13 protein-coding genes are annotated in these 19,080 nt (G+C 56.2%); 8 read left to right on the top strand and 5 right to left on the bottom strand.

What is annotated here, in order from left to right; genetic code table 11:
- From BBSC_RS11730 to BBSC_RS11720, 3 genes are all read left to right on the top strand, one after another.
- Complete coding sequence (locus tag BBSC_RS11730) at positions 1 to 1,275, top strand: ABC transporter ATP-binding protein (RefSeq protein WP_046726050.1); 1,275 nt, start codon at positions 1 to 3, stop codon at positions 1,273 to 1,275.
- A 134-nt stretch (positions 1,276 to 1,409) separates the two neighbouring features.
- Entirely contained in the window at positions 1,410 to 2,255 is an 846-nt protein-coding gene (locus tag BBSC_RS11725; protein WP_033519468.1) for an NAD-dependent epimerase/dehydratase family protein, read from the top strand.
- A gap of 61 nt (positions 2,256 to 2,316) precedes the next feature.
- Complete coding sequence (locus BBSC_RS11720; protein WP_081892847.1) at positions 2,317 to 3,699, top strand: polysaccharide pyruvyl transferase family protein; 1,383 nt, start codon at positions 2,317 to 2,319, stop codon at positions 3,697 to 3,699.
- A gap of 74 nt (positions 3,700 to 3,773) precedes the next feature.
- Here BBSC_RS11720 and BBSC_RS11715 read toward each other — a convergent pair whose 3' ends face one another.
- Both BBSC_RS11715 and BBSC_RS11710 read right to left on the bottom strand, forming a co-directional pair.
- Positions 3,774 to 4,829, bottom strand: a complete 1,056-nt coding sequence (locus BBSC_RS11715) for an acyltransferase family protein (RefSeq protein ID WP_033519467.1) — start codon at positions 4,827 to 4,829, stop codon at positions 3,774 to 3,776.
- A 1-nt stretch (position 4,830) separates the two neighbouring features.
- Positions 4,831 to 6,723: a rhamnan synthesis F family protein gene (locus tag BBSC_RS11710; protein ID WP_033519466.1), complete on the bottom strand. Its 1,893-nt coding sequence runs from the start codon at positions 6,721 to 6,723 to the stop codon at positions 4,831 to 4,833.
- 236 nt (positions 6,724 to 6,959) lie between these two features.
- On the opposite strand from BBSC_RS11710, the gene BBSC_RS11705 reads away from it, so the two are divergent.
- Complete coding sequence (locus tag BBSC_RS11705) at positions 6,960 to 8,540, top strand: glucosyltransferase domain-containing protein (protein WP_081892846.1); 1,581 nt, start codon at positions 6,960 to 6,962, stop codon at positions 8,538 to 8,540.
- Positions 8,541 to 8,700: 160 nt separating this feature from the next.
- Positions 8,701 to 9,714 carry a glycosyltransferase family 2 protein gene (locus tag BBSC_RS11700; RefSeq protein ID WP_046726051.1) on the top strand — a complete coding sequence of 338 codons (1,014 nt, stop codon included), beginning with the start codon at positions 8,701 to 8,703 and terminating at the stop codon, positions 9,712 to 9,714.
- 63 nt (positions 9,715 to 9,777) lie between these two features.
- On the opposite strand, the gene BBSC_RS11695 is transcribed toward BBSC_RS11700, so the two are convergent.
- The 3 genes from BBSC_RS11695 to BBSC_RS11685 all read right to left on the bottom strand — a co-directional run bounded on the left by BBSC_RS11695 (position 9,778) and on the right by BBSC_RS11685 (position 14,821).
- Complete coding sequence (locus BBSC_RS11695; protein ID WP_033519464.1) at positions 9,778 to 10,806, bottom strand: glycosyltransferase family 2 protein; 1,029 nt, start codon at positions 10,804 to 10,806, stop codon at positions 9,778 to 9,780.
- Between the two features lie 117 nt (positions 10,807 to 10,923).
- Positions 10,924 to 13,524, bottom strand: coding sequence for a sulfatase-like hydrolase/transferase (locus BBSC_RS11690; protein WP_081892845.1), 2,601 nt, complete (start codon positions 13,522 to 13,524; stop codon positions 10,924 to 10,926).
- Positions 13,525 to 13,801: 277 nt separating this feature from the next.
- Positions 13,802 to 14,821 carry a LacI family DNA-binding transcriptional regulator gene (locus tag BBSC_RS11685; RefSeq protein ID WP_033519463.1) on the bottom strand — a complete coding sequence of 340 codons (1,020 nt, stop codon included), beginning with the start codon at positions 14,819 to 14,821 and terminating at the stop codon, positions 13,802 to 13,804.
- Between the two features lie 464 nt (positions 14,822 to 15,285).
- On the opposite strand from BBSC_RS11685, the gene BBSC_RS11680 reads away from it, so the two are divergent.
- The 3 genes from BBSC_RS11680 (at position 15,286) to BBSC_RS11670 (ending at position 18,591) form a co-directional block, all read left to right on the top strand.
- Entirely contained in the window at positions 15,286 to 16,605 is a 1,320-nt protein-coding gene (locus BBSC_RS11680) for an ABC transporter substrate-binding protein (protein WP_033519462.1), read from the top strand.
- A gap of 227 nt (positions 16,606 to 16,832) precedes the next feature.
- Complete coding sequence (locus BBSC_RS11675) at positions 16,833 to 17,753, top strand: carbohydrate ABC transporter permease (RefSeq protein WP_033519461.1); 921 nt, start codon at positions 16,833 to 16,835, stop codon at positions 17,751 to 17,753.
- Positions 17,754 to 17,772: 19 nt separating this feature from the next.
- Positions 17,773 to 18,591 carry a carbohydrate ABC transporter permease gene (locus BBSC_RS11670; RefSeq protein ID WP_033519460.1) on the top strand — a complete coding sequence of 273 codons (819 nt, stop codon included), beginning with the start codon at positions 17,773 to 17,775 and terminating at the stop codon, positions 18,589 to 18,591.
- Positions 18,592 to 19,080 lie beyond the last annotated feature (489 nt).

Raw genomic sequence — 19,080 nt, 5'->3', positions numbered from 1 at the left:
ATGGGTGGCATTACAGTGAACGTGGCGGGTACCAGTGATGCGGATCAGCCTGTGGTGCTTAAAGTCGATCATGTGGCTAAGTCATTCCGCCTGCCCACCGAGCAGGCGAGCGGTCTGAAGATGGCCTTTCTGAATTGGACCAAGGGCATCAAAGGGTATACGGAACAGAAAGTGCTCCGAGACATCACCTTTGAAGTGCGGAAAGGTGATTTTTTCGGCATCGTGGGACGTAACGGGTCGGGCAAGTCCACGTTGCTGAAGATCATCTCTCAGATCTATGTGCCGGAGAAGGGCACGGTGCAGGTGAACGGCAAGCTCGTTCCGTTCATCGAGCTTGGCGTCGGTTTCAATCCGGAGCTGACGGGCCGCGAAAATGTATATCTTAATGGTGCTTTGCTGGGTTTCAGCCGTGCCGAAATCGATGAGATGTACGACGATATTGTGGAATTCGCCGAACTCGGGGAGTTCATGGATCAGAAGCTGAAGAATTACTCCAGCGGCATGCAGGTGAGATTGGCGTTCTCAGTGGCGATCAAAGCGCAGGGCGATATTCTCGTATTGGACGAGGTCCTTGCCGTCGGCGATGAGGCGTTCCAGAAGAAATGTGACGCCTTCTTCAAGAGCGTCAAGGCGGACCCCTCCAAAACGGTGATTCTCGTGACCCACAGCATGGCCTCGATGAAGCGATACTGCAACAAGGCCATTTTGATCAAGGACGGCGAAATCATCGTATCAGGTGATCCTCGTGAGGTGGCGGATCAATACAGCTTGGAGAATGCCCAGAATAATGACATCTTCAAGACCAAGGCACAGGAGGGGCTGAAACGCCCGACCGGGTTGAACTCCCGTGTTCCCGTGCTCAATGTCACGCATACGGGCTCCGAGGTCGTGAACGGGACGGCGCCATTCGAATTCCAGATTGAGTATGAGTTCAATGAGCCGATTCCCGCGTACATGGGAATCATTCTTCAGGATGCACGGCGAGGCGGGCAGATCTACGATGTCGACACGCAGACCGAGTACATGGGGGTGCCTATTCAGCAGGGGCATCATACCGCGAAATTCTCCATCCCTCTTGACATGTTCAACAACGGTGAGTACCGGATATTCGCCACAATGAGGGTACGGTCGGAAGACGATCCGGAGAAGCCTCAATTCATAGCCTTTACCAATGACGATAACAGCTGCTACTTTGCCGTTCGTAATGATCGCAACAGCGAAAATGGCATATTGAGCGACAGGGCGATACGGATTGCCTCTCTGGGCATTTCGTGATAAAGGTCGCCGCTTGAATGGTGCCCGGGCGCTGATGCTGTGAGTGCGTGTTGCTCGACTCGGCTTTGAAAGAAGCGCGTCGAGCATCACACTAGGTTCCTTGCTGATGTTAGGCGCTGGTACACTCTGTAAGTATGGCAAAAAGAATTCTCGTTACCGGGGCTGGCGGCTATATCGGTCGGCATGTTGTTGAGGCTCTGTTGGATGCGGGCCACGAAGTCATAGCGTCGGATATCCGGCTCAAAGACGTTGATCCGCGCGCGCGGAAAGTGGAAGCGAATTTGTTCGCTCCCAGTGAGGGCCTGTTCGAGCGACTCGGAAGTCCCGACGTGTGTTTGCATATGGCTTGGCGCGATGGATTCAAGCATAATTCCGATGCGCATATGGGAGATCTGTCCGGGCACTACCATTTCATCAAAACAATGCTTGATGAAGGACTGCGGCAAATTGCCGTCATGGGGTCCATGCATGAGGTCGGATATTGGGAAGGCGCCATTGATGAGAACACTCCTTGCCACCCTGCTTCGATGTACGGCATCGCGAAGAATGCCCTGAGGGAATCCACCTTGCTGCTGGCCCAGCAGCACGAAGCGACCGCCCAATGGATACGTGCGTATTACATCGTTGGCGATGATGCGCGGGGGAATTCGATCTTTTCGAAGTTGCTCGCGGCTGCCCAGGAGGGAAAGAAGACCTTCCCCTTTACCACGGGCAAGAACAAGTACGATTTCATCAATGTGGACGTGTTGGCCAAGCAGATCGCTGCGGTGGTCTCGCAGGATGAGGTCAACGGCATCATCAACTGTTGCACGGGGCAGCCGATGTCTCTCGCTGAACGTGTCGAGCAGTACATTGCGGAAAACCATTTGGATATCACGCTTGATTACGGAGCTTTCCCGGATCGTCCGTACGATTCCCCTGCGGTTTGGGGTGACAACACCAAGATCCAGTCAATTATGAAATCCGCTGAGTGCTCCTGATCGAAATCCATAGCCATGCGATATCCAAGTGCCCTGAGTAAGCAACGGCGAAGGAGGTAACATGGGGCGTATCGCTTTATGCGGTGTTTTTGATATTCCCAATTATGGAGATCATCTGTTTCCTCTGGTATTCAGGAACGAGCTGTCGCAAAGGGGATATGATGGCGATGTTGTGCTGTTTTCCCCCTTTGCGGCTAGGGAAAGTTTCGTGGAGAATTCCCAGGTCTTCTCCTTGGACGATATGGAGCGGATGCATCGTGAACAGCCATTCGATGCCATAGTCGTCGGTGGCGGAGAAATCATACACTGGCATCGATTCGGGCAGAAGCTTACGTTTGGTAGCGATGACTACACGGACTATCCCATGGATAAGGTCTGGCTCGTTCCATGCTTCATGAAAATGAAATATGGTGTGAAATTGCTGTGGAATGCACCCGGCATCCCGTTCGATTTTGAGGTCAGCCGTGAGATCGCGCATCTGGTGTTCGACAATGTCGATTATCTCAGTGTGCGGAACGCTTTTTCCCGGCGAGTGCTCATCGATAACGGGATTGAGCCCCAGCGCATCACGCAGGTTCCCGATACCGGGTTTTCTCTGAGGAGCATCGCTTCCGGGCGTGAACTGCGAGAGGCAAAAGACGCCGTGTTCCCCGGTGTGGAACGATATGCGGTGTTTCACTGTAATAGGTTCATTCCATCCGATGCGATCCCCGGTGCGGTGGATACGCTCACCCAGTTGCATGAGCGTGGTTACCGGATCGTGCTGCTCCCCCTCGCCTATACGCACGGCGATGAGAACATCCTGCAGGAAGTACGGAGTCGGCTGCCATTCGAAGCATTGATGGCGCGAGATCCGTTATCGCTGATTGAGATCATCGGAGTGCTGGCCAACTGCAGTGTATATGTGGGTACAAGCCTGCACGGTTCGGTCACGGCCTCTGTGTTCGGTCGTACCATTGTCGGGTTCGACTATCAGCAGACCAAAAAGACTCGTGATTTGTACGATCAGCTTGGATACGGTCGGTATTACGTGACGGATAGCCGCCGGCTGTGCGCCACAACATTTGAGGCTCTGGAATCGCAGAGCAGGTTTGATTTCAGCGGCATCCAAGATAAGATCGACCGTCATTTCGACACGATGCTGGAATTCGTGTCAGGACGCGAACCGGGACATGAGAATGCATTGGATCAGGCCTCCGCGTTCTCTGACCTTGTGCAGGGTTTCTTCACGCATAAGAGCCATGTCGAGGGGCTGAACGCCAGGGTGAGGGAACTGGACGAGGCGCTGCAGACCAATATCGGCCTGGTACGGCTATTCGACGCTCAGAGACAGTCATATGCCCATGACTGTGAAGTGCTGAAACGCGATTATGACGCCTTGCAAACCGCCGTCGTGAACCAGCCGATACAAACATATCGTGCGTTGAAGAACAAGCTTCGATAATTGCGGTGATGGAGCGGAAATCCTTGCGGAGCTCATCCACGAAGGGCCCATGGCGGAATGGCCATGGGCCCTAGTCATGCTTGGGTGCTTTGCACAGGCGCGATGAACATGGATTTTACGTAGTCGATGGTACTTTTGTTCAGCTTGAAAAGCACTATCGACAACCCCATGATGATCATGAAATCGACGGTAAACAGCAGGTAGGCGTTTGCCGTTCCCAGTGCGGAGAAATTGACCTTTGAAAAGATCTGGATGATAACCTGATGATGCACCAGGAAAATTGGGTAGGAATATTTAGATAGCGACTTGATCACTGTCCGTACAGGACGGATGTTTACCCACTCAGATATCCACACCAATACAAGAAAACTGGCAATGCCCACTACGGTGACGGCTATGTTTCCCGACAATATCGTGGTGAATTGCTGAACGACAAGTACCGCAAGCGCCACGACTCCCATGATGTGGGGCACTTTCTTTATATATCTGACAAAGTACATGCCAAAAATAAGTTCTGGCAGTCGTGTGGTCAGCAGCAGGTCCTTGGGCATGCCGTGCAGTTGAAGCGGGGCGAAGATCGTGATGGCATACGCCGCAGCGATGATTGCGGCTGTCCAGTATGGATGTTTCTTAACTCCTGCCCGGAGCAGGGGGAATGCGATATAGAAAATGATGATGAATCCCAGGAACCATTCGCCCAGTGTATAGAATGTGGGGATTCCGGCGTTGGCCAGAAACCCATCAACCGCGAGGACGGAGAATATGAGGCTCCACTTTGGGGCCTGCGCCGCGACGATAGCGCCGTTATGCAGGAAGAGATAGGCATTGGCGATGATGAATGCGATCCAGAACATCGGGTAGATCGCCTTGAACCGTTTCCAGTAGAACGTGCGCAGATCCATATGTTCAGGCTCATCATGAGTATACATGAGCGCCGCTCCGGAAATGATCAGGAACAGCGATACGCCCCACCCTCCGATATATATTCCGAACGGTTCGTTGGCGAATATGGGCCGATCGGCAAGGAACGGGTTGTTGAAATGGGTGATGACGATCAGGACGACGGCTATGGCTCGCACGAAATCCAGGTAGAACAGTCGGGGGCGTTTGTTGATGGTCTGTGATGCCATATCAGGAACGCCCTTCCAATTCCATTTGGTGTACGTGCGCCTTTACCAGAGCAGGTCCGATAATCGGTGTGCGTTTGACGATGTTCTTGATGATGCGCAGAAGCGTATACCGGAAACGCTTGCCCTCAAGAACCGCTATCGTGGTCTGGTACAGGTTCGGGCGAATCCACGGATCGGTGACGGACTTGGTCATTTCACGCAATTCGTAAGACAAATTGGTGATTTCGATACGGGCGAAACGGTCCGAGAAGATGTATGCCGAGTAGAAGCCATTCCCCTGAGGTACGTAACCATATGCACGTTCCACGAAATGCAGCATGGAACCATCGACTTTGTTGGGCTCCGGCGGGAAATCGGTATACTTCCATTCCCTGTCCAGCAGACCGTGGAACGCTTGTGGCCGGAACCAGAACATGGTGCCCATGGGGGCGACGGGTTCTTTCATGACATCCAGGGGGACGCTGAAGCCCAGATCCTCGAGCAGCTTTTTCGTGCCATCGAAATTGGGACCCCACGGGAACGTATACCCGGGGAAATAGTCGGCATGGTTGGGCGGGGTCGGCATGGCAATGCCCAAACGGGGATTGCTTTCAAACAGCTGAATGACGTTGCTGACGTATTCTTTGGACGCCAGGATGTTCTCGAAGCACTTGTATGCGAATCCGTCCCCGATGCTTTGGGGGGAAAGCTGGGTGACTTTCTTGTCGTGCGCGAAGCAGACGTAGTCGTATTTCATGAGATCCGCGCCACCTCCGATGAGCAACGCGCTGACATCACGACCGCGGTTCTCGATAAGTCGTACGTCTACATGATAAGGAAGGCCGCTGCAGCGCTCCTCGACCAGTTGTCTGTTATCGTCAGAACCGACAGTGATGATGATGTCGCTTCCCGCAGGCATGGAACGGATATATCGGATGGTTTGGTCAAGCAGATCCATGTAATACACATGTATGACCAATGCGATGCGCAGACCGTCGGGAATGGGTACTGCTACCGATTGCGGCAACACGTAATCGAGATGGAGATTCTTCATCAGATCGGCCAGGTTCATGGTTCGCAGCGCGTTCTGCCATATGAGATCCGTATCGTAATCGGTGTGGTCGCGCAGATATTCATAAAGATCCAACGCCGCGTTGCCTACGGCCTGTGTCATGACATCCTGATAATCGTGGAAAAACGATCGACGCTTGAAAATCGGGCATCGCTTTTCGGCGACGAGCTTCTTCGCCGCGTAGGTGATCGGACCATAGGAGAATCCCTCAAGGTCGTCGGTATTCACATATACGTCCCAGGTGAAACCCTTGTCGGCAAATCGTTTGGTGAACAGTGATTCATGCAACCCGACCGAATCGAAATAGTCCTTGATCTCGGGAAGGTTGTCCCAGTAGTCGCGGAATGCCTGACTGGTATGCAAGCTCCTGCGGTAGGCGTGGAAATGGGATTGAATGTGCTCAGGAAGGTACCCGTACGGGCTGCGGTTGAAAGGATCCTTCGGAACTTTGTGGAATTTCGTGATTCCCCAGAAATCCAAGTCGCGTTTGTTCATGGCATCGAACATCTCCGAGAACGGATAGACCGGTCCCATGATGGTGGCGTTGAACAATACGATTTCGTCGAAGGCTTCAAGCTTCTTCCACCCGTAGGAATCGAGCGCCGTCTTGTATGCCCAGGCGTCGAGGCCCTTATTCTCGCGCACGATCAGATTGTCGGTATAGGAAAGGAACTTGGCGCGGCCCTCGTCATTCAGCTTGCCGTTGACGACGATCGTCAGATCGCTGAAATGAGGCCGAAAACCATCCAGAAGCGTGGTCACGTAGTCATCGACGACGCCGTCCCGGTCATAGAAGAAAAAGATACCGAGACGAGTGGGGGGTGTCGGACCAGAGAATCGCATAATAGGGTCCTTTCATAAACGAAGAGCACAAGCAATCAAGATCTACTTATTAAAACAACGATAGTTTATCGCAACGCATTGAACATGAGGAAGCGCTCATCCTTGGGGGCTCTCCGTTTTTGGCCCGTGACCGGCTAGGGCAGCTCCAGAGTCATGGGTGTGTGTTCGTATGACGTTGTGTGAAGAGTCCTGAATACCGTGCCATGCGTTGAGCTCGGTGTGCTAGCATGTGACGAATGGTGGCTTTCGCGATTCCAACGGTACAAACAGATAGCGATATACGGAGTGAAGAACCTCATGGGAATGAAAGGCTCTTTTCATTTCTGTCGAAGTACCGTGTGGATGTGGCGGTTTCGGGGTTCTTTCTGCTGCTGGGATACGGGCTGAAGCTGTTCGGCAACACTTTCTCCATCGATACTCAGTCGATGATCAGCGTTCCTGACGCTTTGTACGATTCGTGGTACGAATTAGGCAGATACGGCCTGATCCTGCTGAAAAAAGTTACCGGATTGTACTGGTACAACAATGCGTTGTCCTCGTTCTTGACGGTGGTTTGCTTCGGCGCGGCGGCGCTGGCTTGGAGCTATCTGTTGTATGCCGTTGCCCCGGAAAAGAACAGGTCTCGTCCAGCGTTCTTCATCATTCCACTGGTGTGTTCGCCGGTGCTCGCGGAACAGCTCGGCTTTTTGCTGCAAGGACCGGAGATCGCGCTTTCGATGATGTTCGTGGCGCTGTCGTTGCTTTGCGTGTTCCGAGGATCGAGCCATTCCGGCGCCAAACGGGCGGCATGCTATATCACGGCGCTTGTTCTTGCTTTCGTCGCTTTTTCCGTGTACTTGGCCATGGTTACCTTGTTCATCGCAGGTACGGCATTCATATATGTTGTTCGTTTCACCGGCGATGAGAGGAAATCCAAGCAACGTGGGGTCTGGGTGGCTTTGTGCGTCGTTTGCTTCGCCTGCGCATATGCGCTGTACGCCGCCATCAACCGTATCGTCATGTCTGTGCTGGGTATTGAACCAAGCTCGTACACGAGCGACCAATCACGTTGGGGCAAGGACTCGGTCGGAGATATTGCGCAAGCAGTGCTGCTGCATGCCAAGGATATGTATACGGGCAGCGGCATCTTCTATACGTTGATCGCCTCGGTTACGTTTGTTCTGTTTCTTGTGGTGCTGATTGTCCGGATCGGTCGGCATGATATCGGCGTGATCAGCCTGCTGATCGGTGTCGCCATCTGCGTCTCGCCGATGCTGATGTCCGTCATTTTGGGTTCGACGCCTTCCGTGCGTACCGAGCTGAGCTATGCGGTTGCGTTTGCGTTTGCGGTGTTTTATATAGCGGGTTATGTATCATCCTTGATCCCTGCAGGACTGATCGTCTCCTGGGTGTGCGTAGCCGCCATAGGACTGAATCAGGGATTCATCGTGAATCGTATCTTTTACACGGAAGCGGTCACCTACGGCCAGGATGTGCAGTTGTCGTATGAGATCAAAACGCGTATTGACGATCTTGGGTACGGGGAGACCCCTGAATTGCCCGTCGTATTCGTCGGATCCCATGTGCCCCAGCGCAATAAGGATTGCTATGACAGCAGCCAGCTTGCTCTGGTCGGGCGTTCCTTGTACGAGATCACGTTCTCCACTGCGCATGGAACCTGGGTGAAGAACCAGTTCCTCAATGCCCAGGGCGTGAAGTACGAGTATCCCTCGAGCGCACAGATGGATAAGGCGAATGCCATCGTGCAGTCCATGCCCCATTGGCCGGCGAAGGGCAGCGTCGCCGTGCATGATGGACTGATTATCGTGAATTTCTAGAGGCGTGCATCGCGCGCAGCCAATACGTGTCTGCCGAAGGATACCCTCAGAAATCATATGCGGCCGGCATACTGATCCATGTTGAACATACGATGCTGGGTTTCTGAGGTATATCGTTATCTGTATTGTTGCTGCTGTGCTGAAGGAGGAGGATCGGAGTATGGAAAACGATTCCGTGAAAGGTTCCCGGAAGACGATAACGGTGCTTATTCCGTGCTGCAACGAGCAGGAGGCGCTGCCGATACTGTTCGACCGTATGGATGCATTGGTGGCTTCGGATGATCCTCGATTCGGGTATCTGCTGTTATTCGTGGACGACGGTTCCAAGGATGGCACCCGATCCTTAATCCGGCAGTATGCCGCTGAGCATGATTACGTCGAGTATATTTTTCTATCCCGTAATTTCGGCAAGGAAAAGGCGATGTTTGCCGGTATTCAGGCAATGCACACGGATGCCATGGTCATCGTCGACGCGGATTTACAGGATCCTCCGGAACTCATTCCCGATATGGCGGCGTTGTGGCTGCAGGGCTACGATGATGTGTACGCTCGACGGCGCTCGCGTGAGGGCGAGAGTTGGTTGAAGAAGACGACGAGCCACATGTACTACGACGTGTTGCAGTCCGTTTCCGGTGTCGCCATTCAAAAAGATACCGGCGATTTCCGCCTGCTGGATCGCAAATGCGTTGAAGCGTTGAAGCGGCTCGATGAGTCTGAGCGTAATTCCAAGGCATTGTTCAGCTGGATCGGTTTCAAGAAGATAGAGTTTCTGTATGACCGCGACAAACGTGTGGCGGGGAAAACCAAGTGGAATTACTTGAAGCTGTTTCACTTGGCCATGGACGGCATCACCGGTTTTACCACGGCACCCCTGAAGTTGGCGACGTATATGGGGACCCTGGTCTCTCTCGCGGCTATTATCTACGCGCTGGTCGTTTTGGTGCGTACGCTTGCGCTCGGCGTCGACGTGCCGGGTTATGCGTCAACTTTGATCGTGGTTCTCGTGCTCGGAGGCGTGCAACTGCTGAGTTTAGGCGTCATTGGCGAGTATCTTGGCCGGATTTTCATGCAGACCAAAGGCCGTCCCAACTACCTGGTGCAGGAATCGCATCTGCAAGGCGACATGTCGGTTTCAGACGATATCCGTCACTGTGGAGATCGGGACCGGGAGTGACGGATATCAATGATTGTTTGGCGGTGACTACACGATATGTCCAGGTATGCCGGACAGTTGCGGTTACCTCAGATTTTTGATCTTCCGATCGTAGATGTGCTTCTCGAACAGGCGTATTTTCTGCAGAAGACAGCATTCGATCCGTTGCGGAGGCGTGAGTTCTGCGAGCAGTTGGTCCATTGCCGATCGGTCGGCCTGATATTGCCGCTGGTTCGCGGGGGTCGAGGCATCCGGAGCGGTGAGTTCTTCTGCAACCGATCCGACCATGGTGTAGTAACTCCGCCCCGGCATTACGCCATGATTGAGCGCGTGCCGGAAATTGGCGATTCCCGCCGCGGCATTGTCGTGGTAAAAGCCGAAGCTACGCTCGCTGTGCGTCACGGAACCAGCGGATTGCAGCCAGTTGTACAGATTCACGTCGATGTCGGCGACCTTGTCCATACGCGAGTACAGTTCTCCGGCGACCATTACATCCTGGGCGTACATGCCTTCTGGAAAGCGTATGCCGTCCCACAATTCGCGACGATATAAGCGGCACCAATTGGCTTCGTTGAAATAACGTGCTTCGGTGTTACGGCCAAAACGATCCCCCATCAGACGAAGGCTCTTGCAGAACACCGTCTGATACGCATACAGGGGATTCTGGAATACTGTGATCTTGTCGGGGTCGGCGGCTCCTGTCATGGCTTCGGCTGATACCGCCTCCAACTGCGAGACGCCGAATTGCCTCCATCGTGCCTTGCTCATGTTGGCATTCGTTGATAGCAGGGCATGCAGCAGCAGCTCGATATTGCGGCGGTCCAGAATATCGTCATTATCGGCGAAGGCGATGTATGCTCCATGTGCGGCATCCAGACCGGCATTTTGCGCCTTTGCTATGCCTCCGTTATCCTGATGGATCACGGTGACGCGATGATCTTTGTCGGCGTACTGGTCGCAGATCGATGGAGAGGAGTCTTTGGCGCCGTCGTCGACCAGAATCACTTCAAGATGCTCATAGCTTTGCGAAAGGATGGAATCCACGCAATAGTGAAGGTACCGTTCGGCGTTATATACAGGTACTATGACGGAAACGAGCGGTTTATCAGGCATCAACAATCCTCTTGTACGTCGTGCGAACACAGTCAGTCTAGCATACGGGGACCGGGCCTTTCATGCGAGATGCCCCAACCGTATAGGGGTGGTCGGGGCATGCTTGTCGTGGGTCGGCTATTGCCGTATGCCAAGAAAATCGGTCGTCTTGAGATACCCTTTCCCCGCTGTCAGGTCATATTGAACGAGCTGATAATCTTCGAGAAGACGCTTGGCCTTTTCGGACAGGGATTTATGGTCAATCGCGGCACCGGATGCATCGACATAGGTGGAGCTCGTATTGCCGGCATTGCCTGACTGCAGCGATAGCCTGACCATGGCGGGGACCTCTTCGCTAAGCTTGGTCAACAATGATAGGTACGGCGTTACTTTGGCGTCCATGTGCGCCGCTGCGGTGGCCATGAAGAAGTTGGACGAGCTATAGCTGGTTGTTTTCGAATCGATCTTCATGCCGCTGGAGGCCGAGGCCTGATTCGACCAGATGAAGTAATCCGTTTCGTGCAGGGCCAAGGCGTTGTTCGGGTCGCCCGCAGCCGTCGTGTAGATGCTTGGTAGATGATCGCCATAGAAAATTACGGTGATCGGCGTATTGAGCGTGTCCAATTTATTGAGAAAATCCATGGTCGATTGGTCGGTAAGACTGATCCCCTTGGCGTACGTGTCGATCGAATATCGCTCCGTTTCGCCGAGACCGGACATGTCGGACTCCTTGAATTGGTTGTTGGCGTACCAATCGTTATACGGAGTGTGGTTCTGCATCGTCACCATCTGAATGAACTGAGGATGTTCCGGGTCGATTGCGTCCAAGATGTTTTGATATGCCGATGCGTCTCCGGTGTAGGGCGAATTGTCGATATGATCTTGGTGCGCTATCTCAGGGTCGCTATCCAGCGTACGCAGATAGTCGAATCCGAACTTCTTGTAATCGGCATCTCGGAGATACATGTTCTTGTAATACGGGTGAAATGCTATGGAACCGGAGTCTCCGTACCGGTCTTTCCACAGCTGGTTGAATGTGAAGGGGGATTTCTGATGCGGTACGAGCTGTTGATACGGGTACATCATCGAGTCGTCGAAATTGGCCAGATTCAAACCTGTAAGTGATTGGTACTCGATGTTTGCCGTGCCTCCGCCATACCCCGGCGACAGCATGAGACCGGAGGTCGTGGTTTCTTTCAACGCTCGGATATTGGGCATCGGGTCCTCTCCGAATGCGATACCGGGTACGCGAGTCGGATCCGAAAAACTCTCGGACAAAATCATGATGACGGTGCTGTCCGTAAGCGTGGCGGAACGTTTTTGGTTGATCTTATCGGCGGTCTTGGTATACCGGTTCGCCAACTCGAGCATGGTGTCTTTGCTGTATCCGTCTGGCTTGTCCATGGTTTTGGCATGCGCGAGTCGGAGGAAACTTATTGCGGGCCCGTTGTAGCGAGCATCGGTCAGCGTATCTACCAGCATCGGGGCGTCGTTCAGCTTGCCGGCCCACATGTATGCCCAAGAGCCGGGGATGCCGAGATTCCATGTGAATGTCGCCAGTAGCGTTGAGGTCAGCAGGAAGGCGAGAATGCGGACGCTGTTGCCGGCGATGGTCTTCGCGTTGCGGAAAGGGTGCCGCCAATGGCAGGGAATGAAGCCATTGCGCTTGTCGATGAACTGCAATGCGACGCACGCCAGCGCGAACCCGACGAGTATTTTTGCGATGTCGATGACAATCGGAATGGAGTCCTGGGGAATAAAGGAGAGAATCTCCCCGGAATTGCCGCTGGAAATGAAACTGAGATCCGAGGGGATGATGGATTCGGTGCGCAGCAGCACTTTGAAATGATTCGCAATGGTGAATACCGCCATTGCGGTGCCGAAGATCGCCGTGGCAACCCAAAATCGATTGATTAAGAACAGCAGCACCAGATAGATCAGTCCCAGCACAAGGAAATTGAGGAGCCAGACCATGTTGTTTTCCATCCACATCTGGCTGATGAATTTGGTGACTTGCCCACGAACGCTCTGCATGAGTTTGGTGGCCTGGCTGATTGAGTCCGAGTCGGCATAATCGGGCTCGGTGTAGACGCTCCACTGCAGCATCGTTACGGATGCGGCGGTGACCAGCGCGAATACCAGGATGTACAGCACATATGAGAAACGTAGTCGTTTATCCCATATCTTTTGGAACAGGTGCCCAGCCGTTCGCGCCATGGCATATGCATGAGTGGCGCGTACCGTACTTGCGAAGGATGCGCATGCGTGCAAGGCGGTGGCGAATGCATGCGTTACCGCCGGAACGCCACTGACGGCAGGGTCGTCGACTTCTCCGTTGCCGGCCATGTCGGATTCCGTGTCGGAAGTGTCTGATTCCGATGATGTTGCGGACGGATTCGTATCGAGCGAATCGCCTTGGTTTTCGGCCCGGGCGGTGTGCGTGGTCGTGCCTTCGTGAGCGTCGCCGGATTCGGTATCGGGTTCGGGTGTCTCGGCGTCAGAGGAAGTGCGGTCGGTTTCCTCGTTTCCGGCCGGATCGGACTCTGCGTCATTCGCCGGGCTTTGCGGCAACTCGCCGCCGGTAATGTCGCTATTGTCCGGTTCGGAAGAGGAGGAGCCCTGCGACTCGGGGAAATCGTTGATGATGCTTGCCGGAATATATTTTTCGGGTTTTTCGTGGGATTCCCCCGATATGGTCGATTCGTCATGGTGTCGATCGTTCGAAGGTTGCGTGGTCATGGCCTCATCCGTTAACTGTCTGGCAAGATTGGATTTACTGTGCGTTATTGTAGATACCCACCCTAAACAATAGGTGAGTAGAGCCAAAAGATACGTAGTCAGTAAGAAAAATATGGTTGAACGGGTCATGCTGGGATACGGCTAAGAATGCCCCGATGATGGCGCATGCCTTGTCGGGCGCACGGGAGCCTATGGGTTGTGGATGATGCGCAAGTGGCTGAAAATTGAAGGGGAAATACGTAAGAACTTTTTTCGATCTTTACTGATATTCCCCTTCCTAGTCCAGCGGCAGCGTCGACTCCCGCTGCACCAGCCGGCACGGCACGTAGTCCACGCCGTGGTGCGGGTGCCCGTTGATCGCGTCCATCAGGTATCGTGCCGCGCGGCGCCCGATGGTCTCCGCCTCGTTGTCGATGCTGGTCAGCGACGGGCGCGAGCTGGACGTGAGCACCTCCCAGTTGTCGTGCCCGATCACCGCGACGTCCTCCGGGATCTTCAGTCCCTGCTGTTTGAGCGCGTCGATGCAGCCGCGCGCGAGCTGGTCGCTCTGGCACACCACCGCGTCGAATTCGACGCCCTGATCGATGAGCAGTCGTGTCGCGGCGCGTCCCCAGTTCTCGTCCCACCTGCCGTAGCGGATCGGTCCGGCCGGCTCGAGCCCGAATTCGGCCAGTGCCTCCAGCGCGCCCTTGGTGCGGTCGTTCGCCGCCGTATAGGTCTCGTCGCCGCCGATGATCGCGATCCGGTGCCGTCCGCAGGAGATCAGGTGGTTCACGGCGATGCGGCCTGCGTCCACGTTGTCGCAGGTCACCGAACAGTCCTCGGTGTCGGTGGACGGCCCGTAGGCGTACACCAGCGGCACGCCCCAGTCACGCCCCAGGCTGGGGCGCGGATTGGTGCCGCGCTGCACGATCAGCAGACCGTCCACCTTCAGCGACAGCAGCTTCTCCACATGGTTGCGTTCCAGCGCGTCGTCGCCGCGCGCGTTGGCGAGCAGCACGGACGTCGACTGGGCGCGCAGCTCGTTTTCGGCGCCGATCAGGATGGGGGTGGAGAAGCGCCCCTGCAGGTCGGAGGTGACCAGTCCGATCGTGCCGGACGTGCCGCGGGCCAGTGACTGGGCGAGCTTGTTGGGGGAGTAATTGAGCTGTTGCGCCACGGCCAGCACGCGCCGGCGCGTATCCTCGGACACGCGGGGCTTGCCGTGCAGCGCCTTCGAGGCGGTGGCAAGCGATACGTGGGCCGCGGCCGCCACATCCTCGAGCCGCGCCGTCTGCCGATAGTCGTCTGTGCCCATGATCGCCCCCGCTTTCGCCTGCCGTTCCCCTTATTGTATCCACCATTGCTCAACAATGCGAAAATTTTCGCGTATGTGCAGTTTTGTGCTGTATTGGTTGGAAGTTCACAGAATTTGGTGAGATTAGCTGCGAAAATTAACAAAATATAGTTTTCGCATTTTTGACTTTTCTGAGCGGTTGGGTGTGTCGCAATAGGATGTGCAAAGGCCGAAAATAACTGGAAAGTAGCTGTTTTATATTGACTTAAACCGGTTTGATGTCGCAAGAGAAAGCGTTTTTGCATTTTCCTTCACTTTCGCTTATGATGAGAAAAGGCTTTCGCAGAGGAAACGATCACGAAGGAGAGAAGTAAATCTGCGAGGGACTGCGCACATACCAACGCAACACACAACCGAATACTTGGCGGATCGTCCGCCGCCGCCTCTCAAAGTTGAGCGGAACACAATAGAGAAAGAAGCGAACAATGGTGTCTTTCAACAAGTTCACACGCGCCCTCGCCGGTTTCGCGGCCTCGGCAATGCTGGTGTCGCTGGCCGCCTGCGGCGGCGGAACGGGCAACACCTCCGCAGCCAAGGACATCCCGGCCGAAGGCACCGATGACGGCACCGAGATCACCCTGTGGACCCGCTCCCCGCTGGAGCGCCAGGCCAAGAACGCGGTCGAGGCCTACAACAAGAGCCACAAGAACCAGGTCAAGCTGGAGATCATCCCGAACGACGACATGGAAGGCAAGGTCGGCTCCGCCTCCCAGACCGACTCCCTACCCGACATCCTCGCCGGCGACGTGGTCCGCATCCCGTACTGGGCTTCCGAGGGCATCTTCACCGACATCACCAAGCAGATCGACGGCCTGTCCAACAAGTCCGACCTGCAGCAGGGCCACATCGAGGCCGGTACCGTCGACGGCTCCGAATACACGCTGCCGTTCATCACCGACGTGTCCGTGATGGTCTGGAACAAGGCGCTGTACAAGGAGGCCGGGCTCGACCCGGAGAAGGGCCCGTCCAGCATCGACGAGTTCGTGCAGCAGGCCAAGGCCGTCGCCGCCCTCAACAAGGACGGCGTCGCGGGCTCCTACCTCGCCGGCCAGTCCGGCGGCGCGCTCGTCTTCGACCTCTTCCCGTCCGTGTGGGCCGACGGTGAGTCTGTGATGAACGACGACGGCACCGAGGCCACGCTGGACAACGACTCCCTGAAAGCCGTGCTCGACGCCTACAAGACCCTCGCCAACACCACCAACGGCCTTGGCGCGGGCTCCAAGGAAGAGACCGGCGCTACCTGGACCGCCCCGTTCGCCAACGGCAAGATCGGCGTCATGCCCTACCCGAACACCTCCACCACGGCGCTCTTCGACGCCGAGAAGGACGGCGGCTTCGAAGTCGGCGTCGCCCCGATCCCGGGCTCCAAGGAAGGCAAGACCTCCACGTTCCTCGGCGGTGACGCCATGGGCATCTCCAAGGATTCCAAGCACGTCGCCCAGGCGTGGAACTTCCTCAACTGGCTGATGCAGGCCGACTCCCAGAAGACCGTCTTCGCGGACAACGGCGACACCGCCTCCAACATCCAGACCCTGAAGACCGCCTACGACGACGCCGATCCCCGCGTGCAGACCATCAACTCCGTGATCATCGACGGCAACGGCCAGACCCCGAAGTCCCCGGCCTTCAACGAGGCCTTCAACGCGGCCGGCTCCCCGTGGCAGCTGCTCGTGCAGAACGCGGTCTGGGGCAACGGCGACCTCAAGGCCGACAACCAGGCCGTCACCGACGTCCTCGGCCAGTGATTCGCGGCGCGGCCCCGATCCCTTCCCTGGCCGGTGATCGGAGCCGCGCTCCCCGCGGTGGCGGGCCGCAGTATTCCCGCCGCCGTTTCCCCCACCCGGATGTGGTGTGCTGACAGGGCTGATTCCTGGGTTTTTCTTCTCCTTTTCTCTCGGACTCAGCCCCGGCAACGGATTTCATCCTCGGTAAATCCCCATTCTGTTCACACATAAACTCGAAGGAGAGAAGTATGTCAAGTACTTCGAATAGCGCGGTGCCGGTGCACCGTTCCAAGGCGAAGGCGGAACAGACCCGGCGCGGCCTGCTGTACGCGCTGCCGGACTGGCTCATGATCATCGTCCTGTTCTTCGCCCCGATCGTGCTGCTGGTCGTCATGGCCTGCTCGCGGTGGAGCCTGCTGGGCGGCAACAAGGGATTCAACTTCCCCGACAACTTCGTCAAGGTGTTCGAGAACAAGCTGCTCGGGCAGTCGATCTGGTTCACGCTCGAGTACACGGTGATCGTCACGATCTTCCTGCTGGCCCTCGGTCTTGGCCTCGCGCTGATCGTGCAGGAGTCCAGCAAGTGGAACAACGTGCTGCGCACCTGCTTCCTGCTGCCGTCCGCCACCGGTCTTGCCTCCGCCTCGCTGCTGTTCTACGCGCTGTACTCGCCGCAGGTCGGCCCCGTCACCAAGATCCTGAGCTTCTTCGGCCTGATGGACGCCGGCGGATCGGTGCTGGCCACCGGCCAGTCCGCCCTGTGGGCCACGATCATCGTGATCGTGTGGCGCTTCTCCGGCTACTACATGCTGCTGATGATGATCGGCCTGCAGGCGATCCCGGGCGACCTGTACGAGGCGGCCCGCATGGACGGCGCCGGCACGTGGCGCATCTTCCGCTCGATCACCCTGCCGCTGATGAAGCCGACGATCGTGATGTGCCTGGTCTACTGCGTCACCGGTTCGATCCTCGCCTTCGACCAGTTCTTCATCCTCACCAAGGGCGGTCCGAACAACTCGACGATGACCGTCGTGCAGCTCATCTACAACTTCGCGTTCGACTCGAAGAAGGATCTGGGCATGGCCGCGGCGCTCTCGCTGATGGTCCTGTTCGCCCTGGTGATCATCAATTCCATCCAGATGCGCGGCATGCGCGACAACACCAAGTAAGAGTAGGGGAGAAAACATCATGACTACCCCAATGTGGAAGCGCGTCATCGCCCGTGTGCTGCAGGCGTTGCTTGCGATCGTGTTCATCAGCCCGCTGGTGTGGGTCATCATCAGCTCGTTCAGCCCGCAGGCCGGCTCCGCCCAGTCCAGCGGCTGGGGCATCAACAACTACCTGACCCTGTTCGGATACCAGGAGGGCCTGCCCAAGTACCTGTTCAACTCGGTCGTCGTGACGCTGGTCGCGGTCGTCTTCTCCGTGATCGTGTGCACGCTGGCCGGCTACTCCTTCTCCCGCTTCGATTACCCGGGCCGCAACCTCGGCTTCATGGTGACCCTGTCGATCCTCATGGTCCCGTACGCCTCGCTGCTGATCCCGCTGGTCGTGTGGTACCAGCAGATCGGCCTGAACGACTCGCTGCTCGGCGTCGGCCTGGTGATCACGCTGTTCCAGCTGCCGATGTCGACCTTCATCATGCGCAACGCGTTCGACGCGATTCCCAAGGACATGGAGGAGGCCGCCATGGTCGACGGCTGCAACTCCTTCCAGGCGCTCATCAAGATCCTCGTCCCCGTCGTCAAGCCCTCGATGGTCACCGTCGGCCTGCTGGCCTTCCTGGAAGCGTGGAACAACTTCATGATCCCGCTGTACCTGTCCAGCTCGTCGAAGTCCACCCTGCCGCTCGCGATGGTGAACATGCGCCAGCAGACCATGGGCGTCATCGACTACGGCGCCACCGAAGCCGGCGTCGTGATCCTCCTGATCCCCGCCGCCATCCTCTTCCTCGCCCTCCAGAAGTACTACGTGAAGGGGTTCATGGCTGGTGCCGTGAAGGGATGATGGCTGGCGCCATCATCCCTTCGGGGACAGCCCGGCGGGCTGTCCCCAGGCACCAGGCCGAAGCGCGGCAGCGCTGAGGCGAACATTGAGTCTTCGCGTAGCGAAGTCGATAATTGCAGGACGGGAGCCGTGAAGGGATGATGGCTGGCGCCGTCATCCCTTGGCTGGGAGCCCAGTGGGCTCCCAGCAGGCTCCCGGCGTAGGGGCCGCCGCCACAGGGCGAGCCCGGAGCCAGATTAAGGCCTCGCCGAAGTCGAGTCCGCAGTTGCAGGGGCCGGAGGAGGCGCCACGCCAAAGTTGGTCTCGATACCCTGCATTATTTAATTCGTCCACCATGTCTGGCTCCCCTCCAGAGGGGAGCCAGACATAGAAAACGAACTTACGACGCGGGATGCTAGGTTCTTCTCTCAGTTCGTTTGCACGCCAATCCTCCTCAACTCGTGCAACCACAGCTTGCAATCCGGCCCATCCCGCAGCGTCGCCCCCCCC

The sequence above is a fragment of the Bifidobacterium scardovii JCM 12489 = DSM 13734 genome (assembly GCF_001042635.1).
Lineage (GTDB): Bacteria > Actinomycetota > Actinomycetes > Actinomycetales > Bifidobacteriaceae > Bifidobacterium > Bifidobacterium scardovii.
Note: the sequence above shows the minus strand (reverse complement) of the source record. Positions and strands in the feature narration are given on the sequence as shown.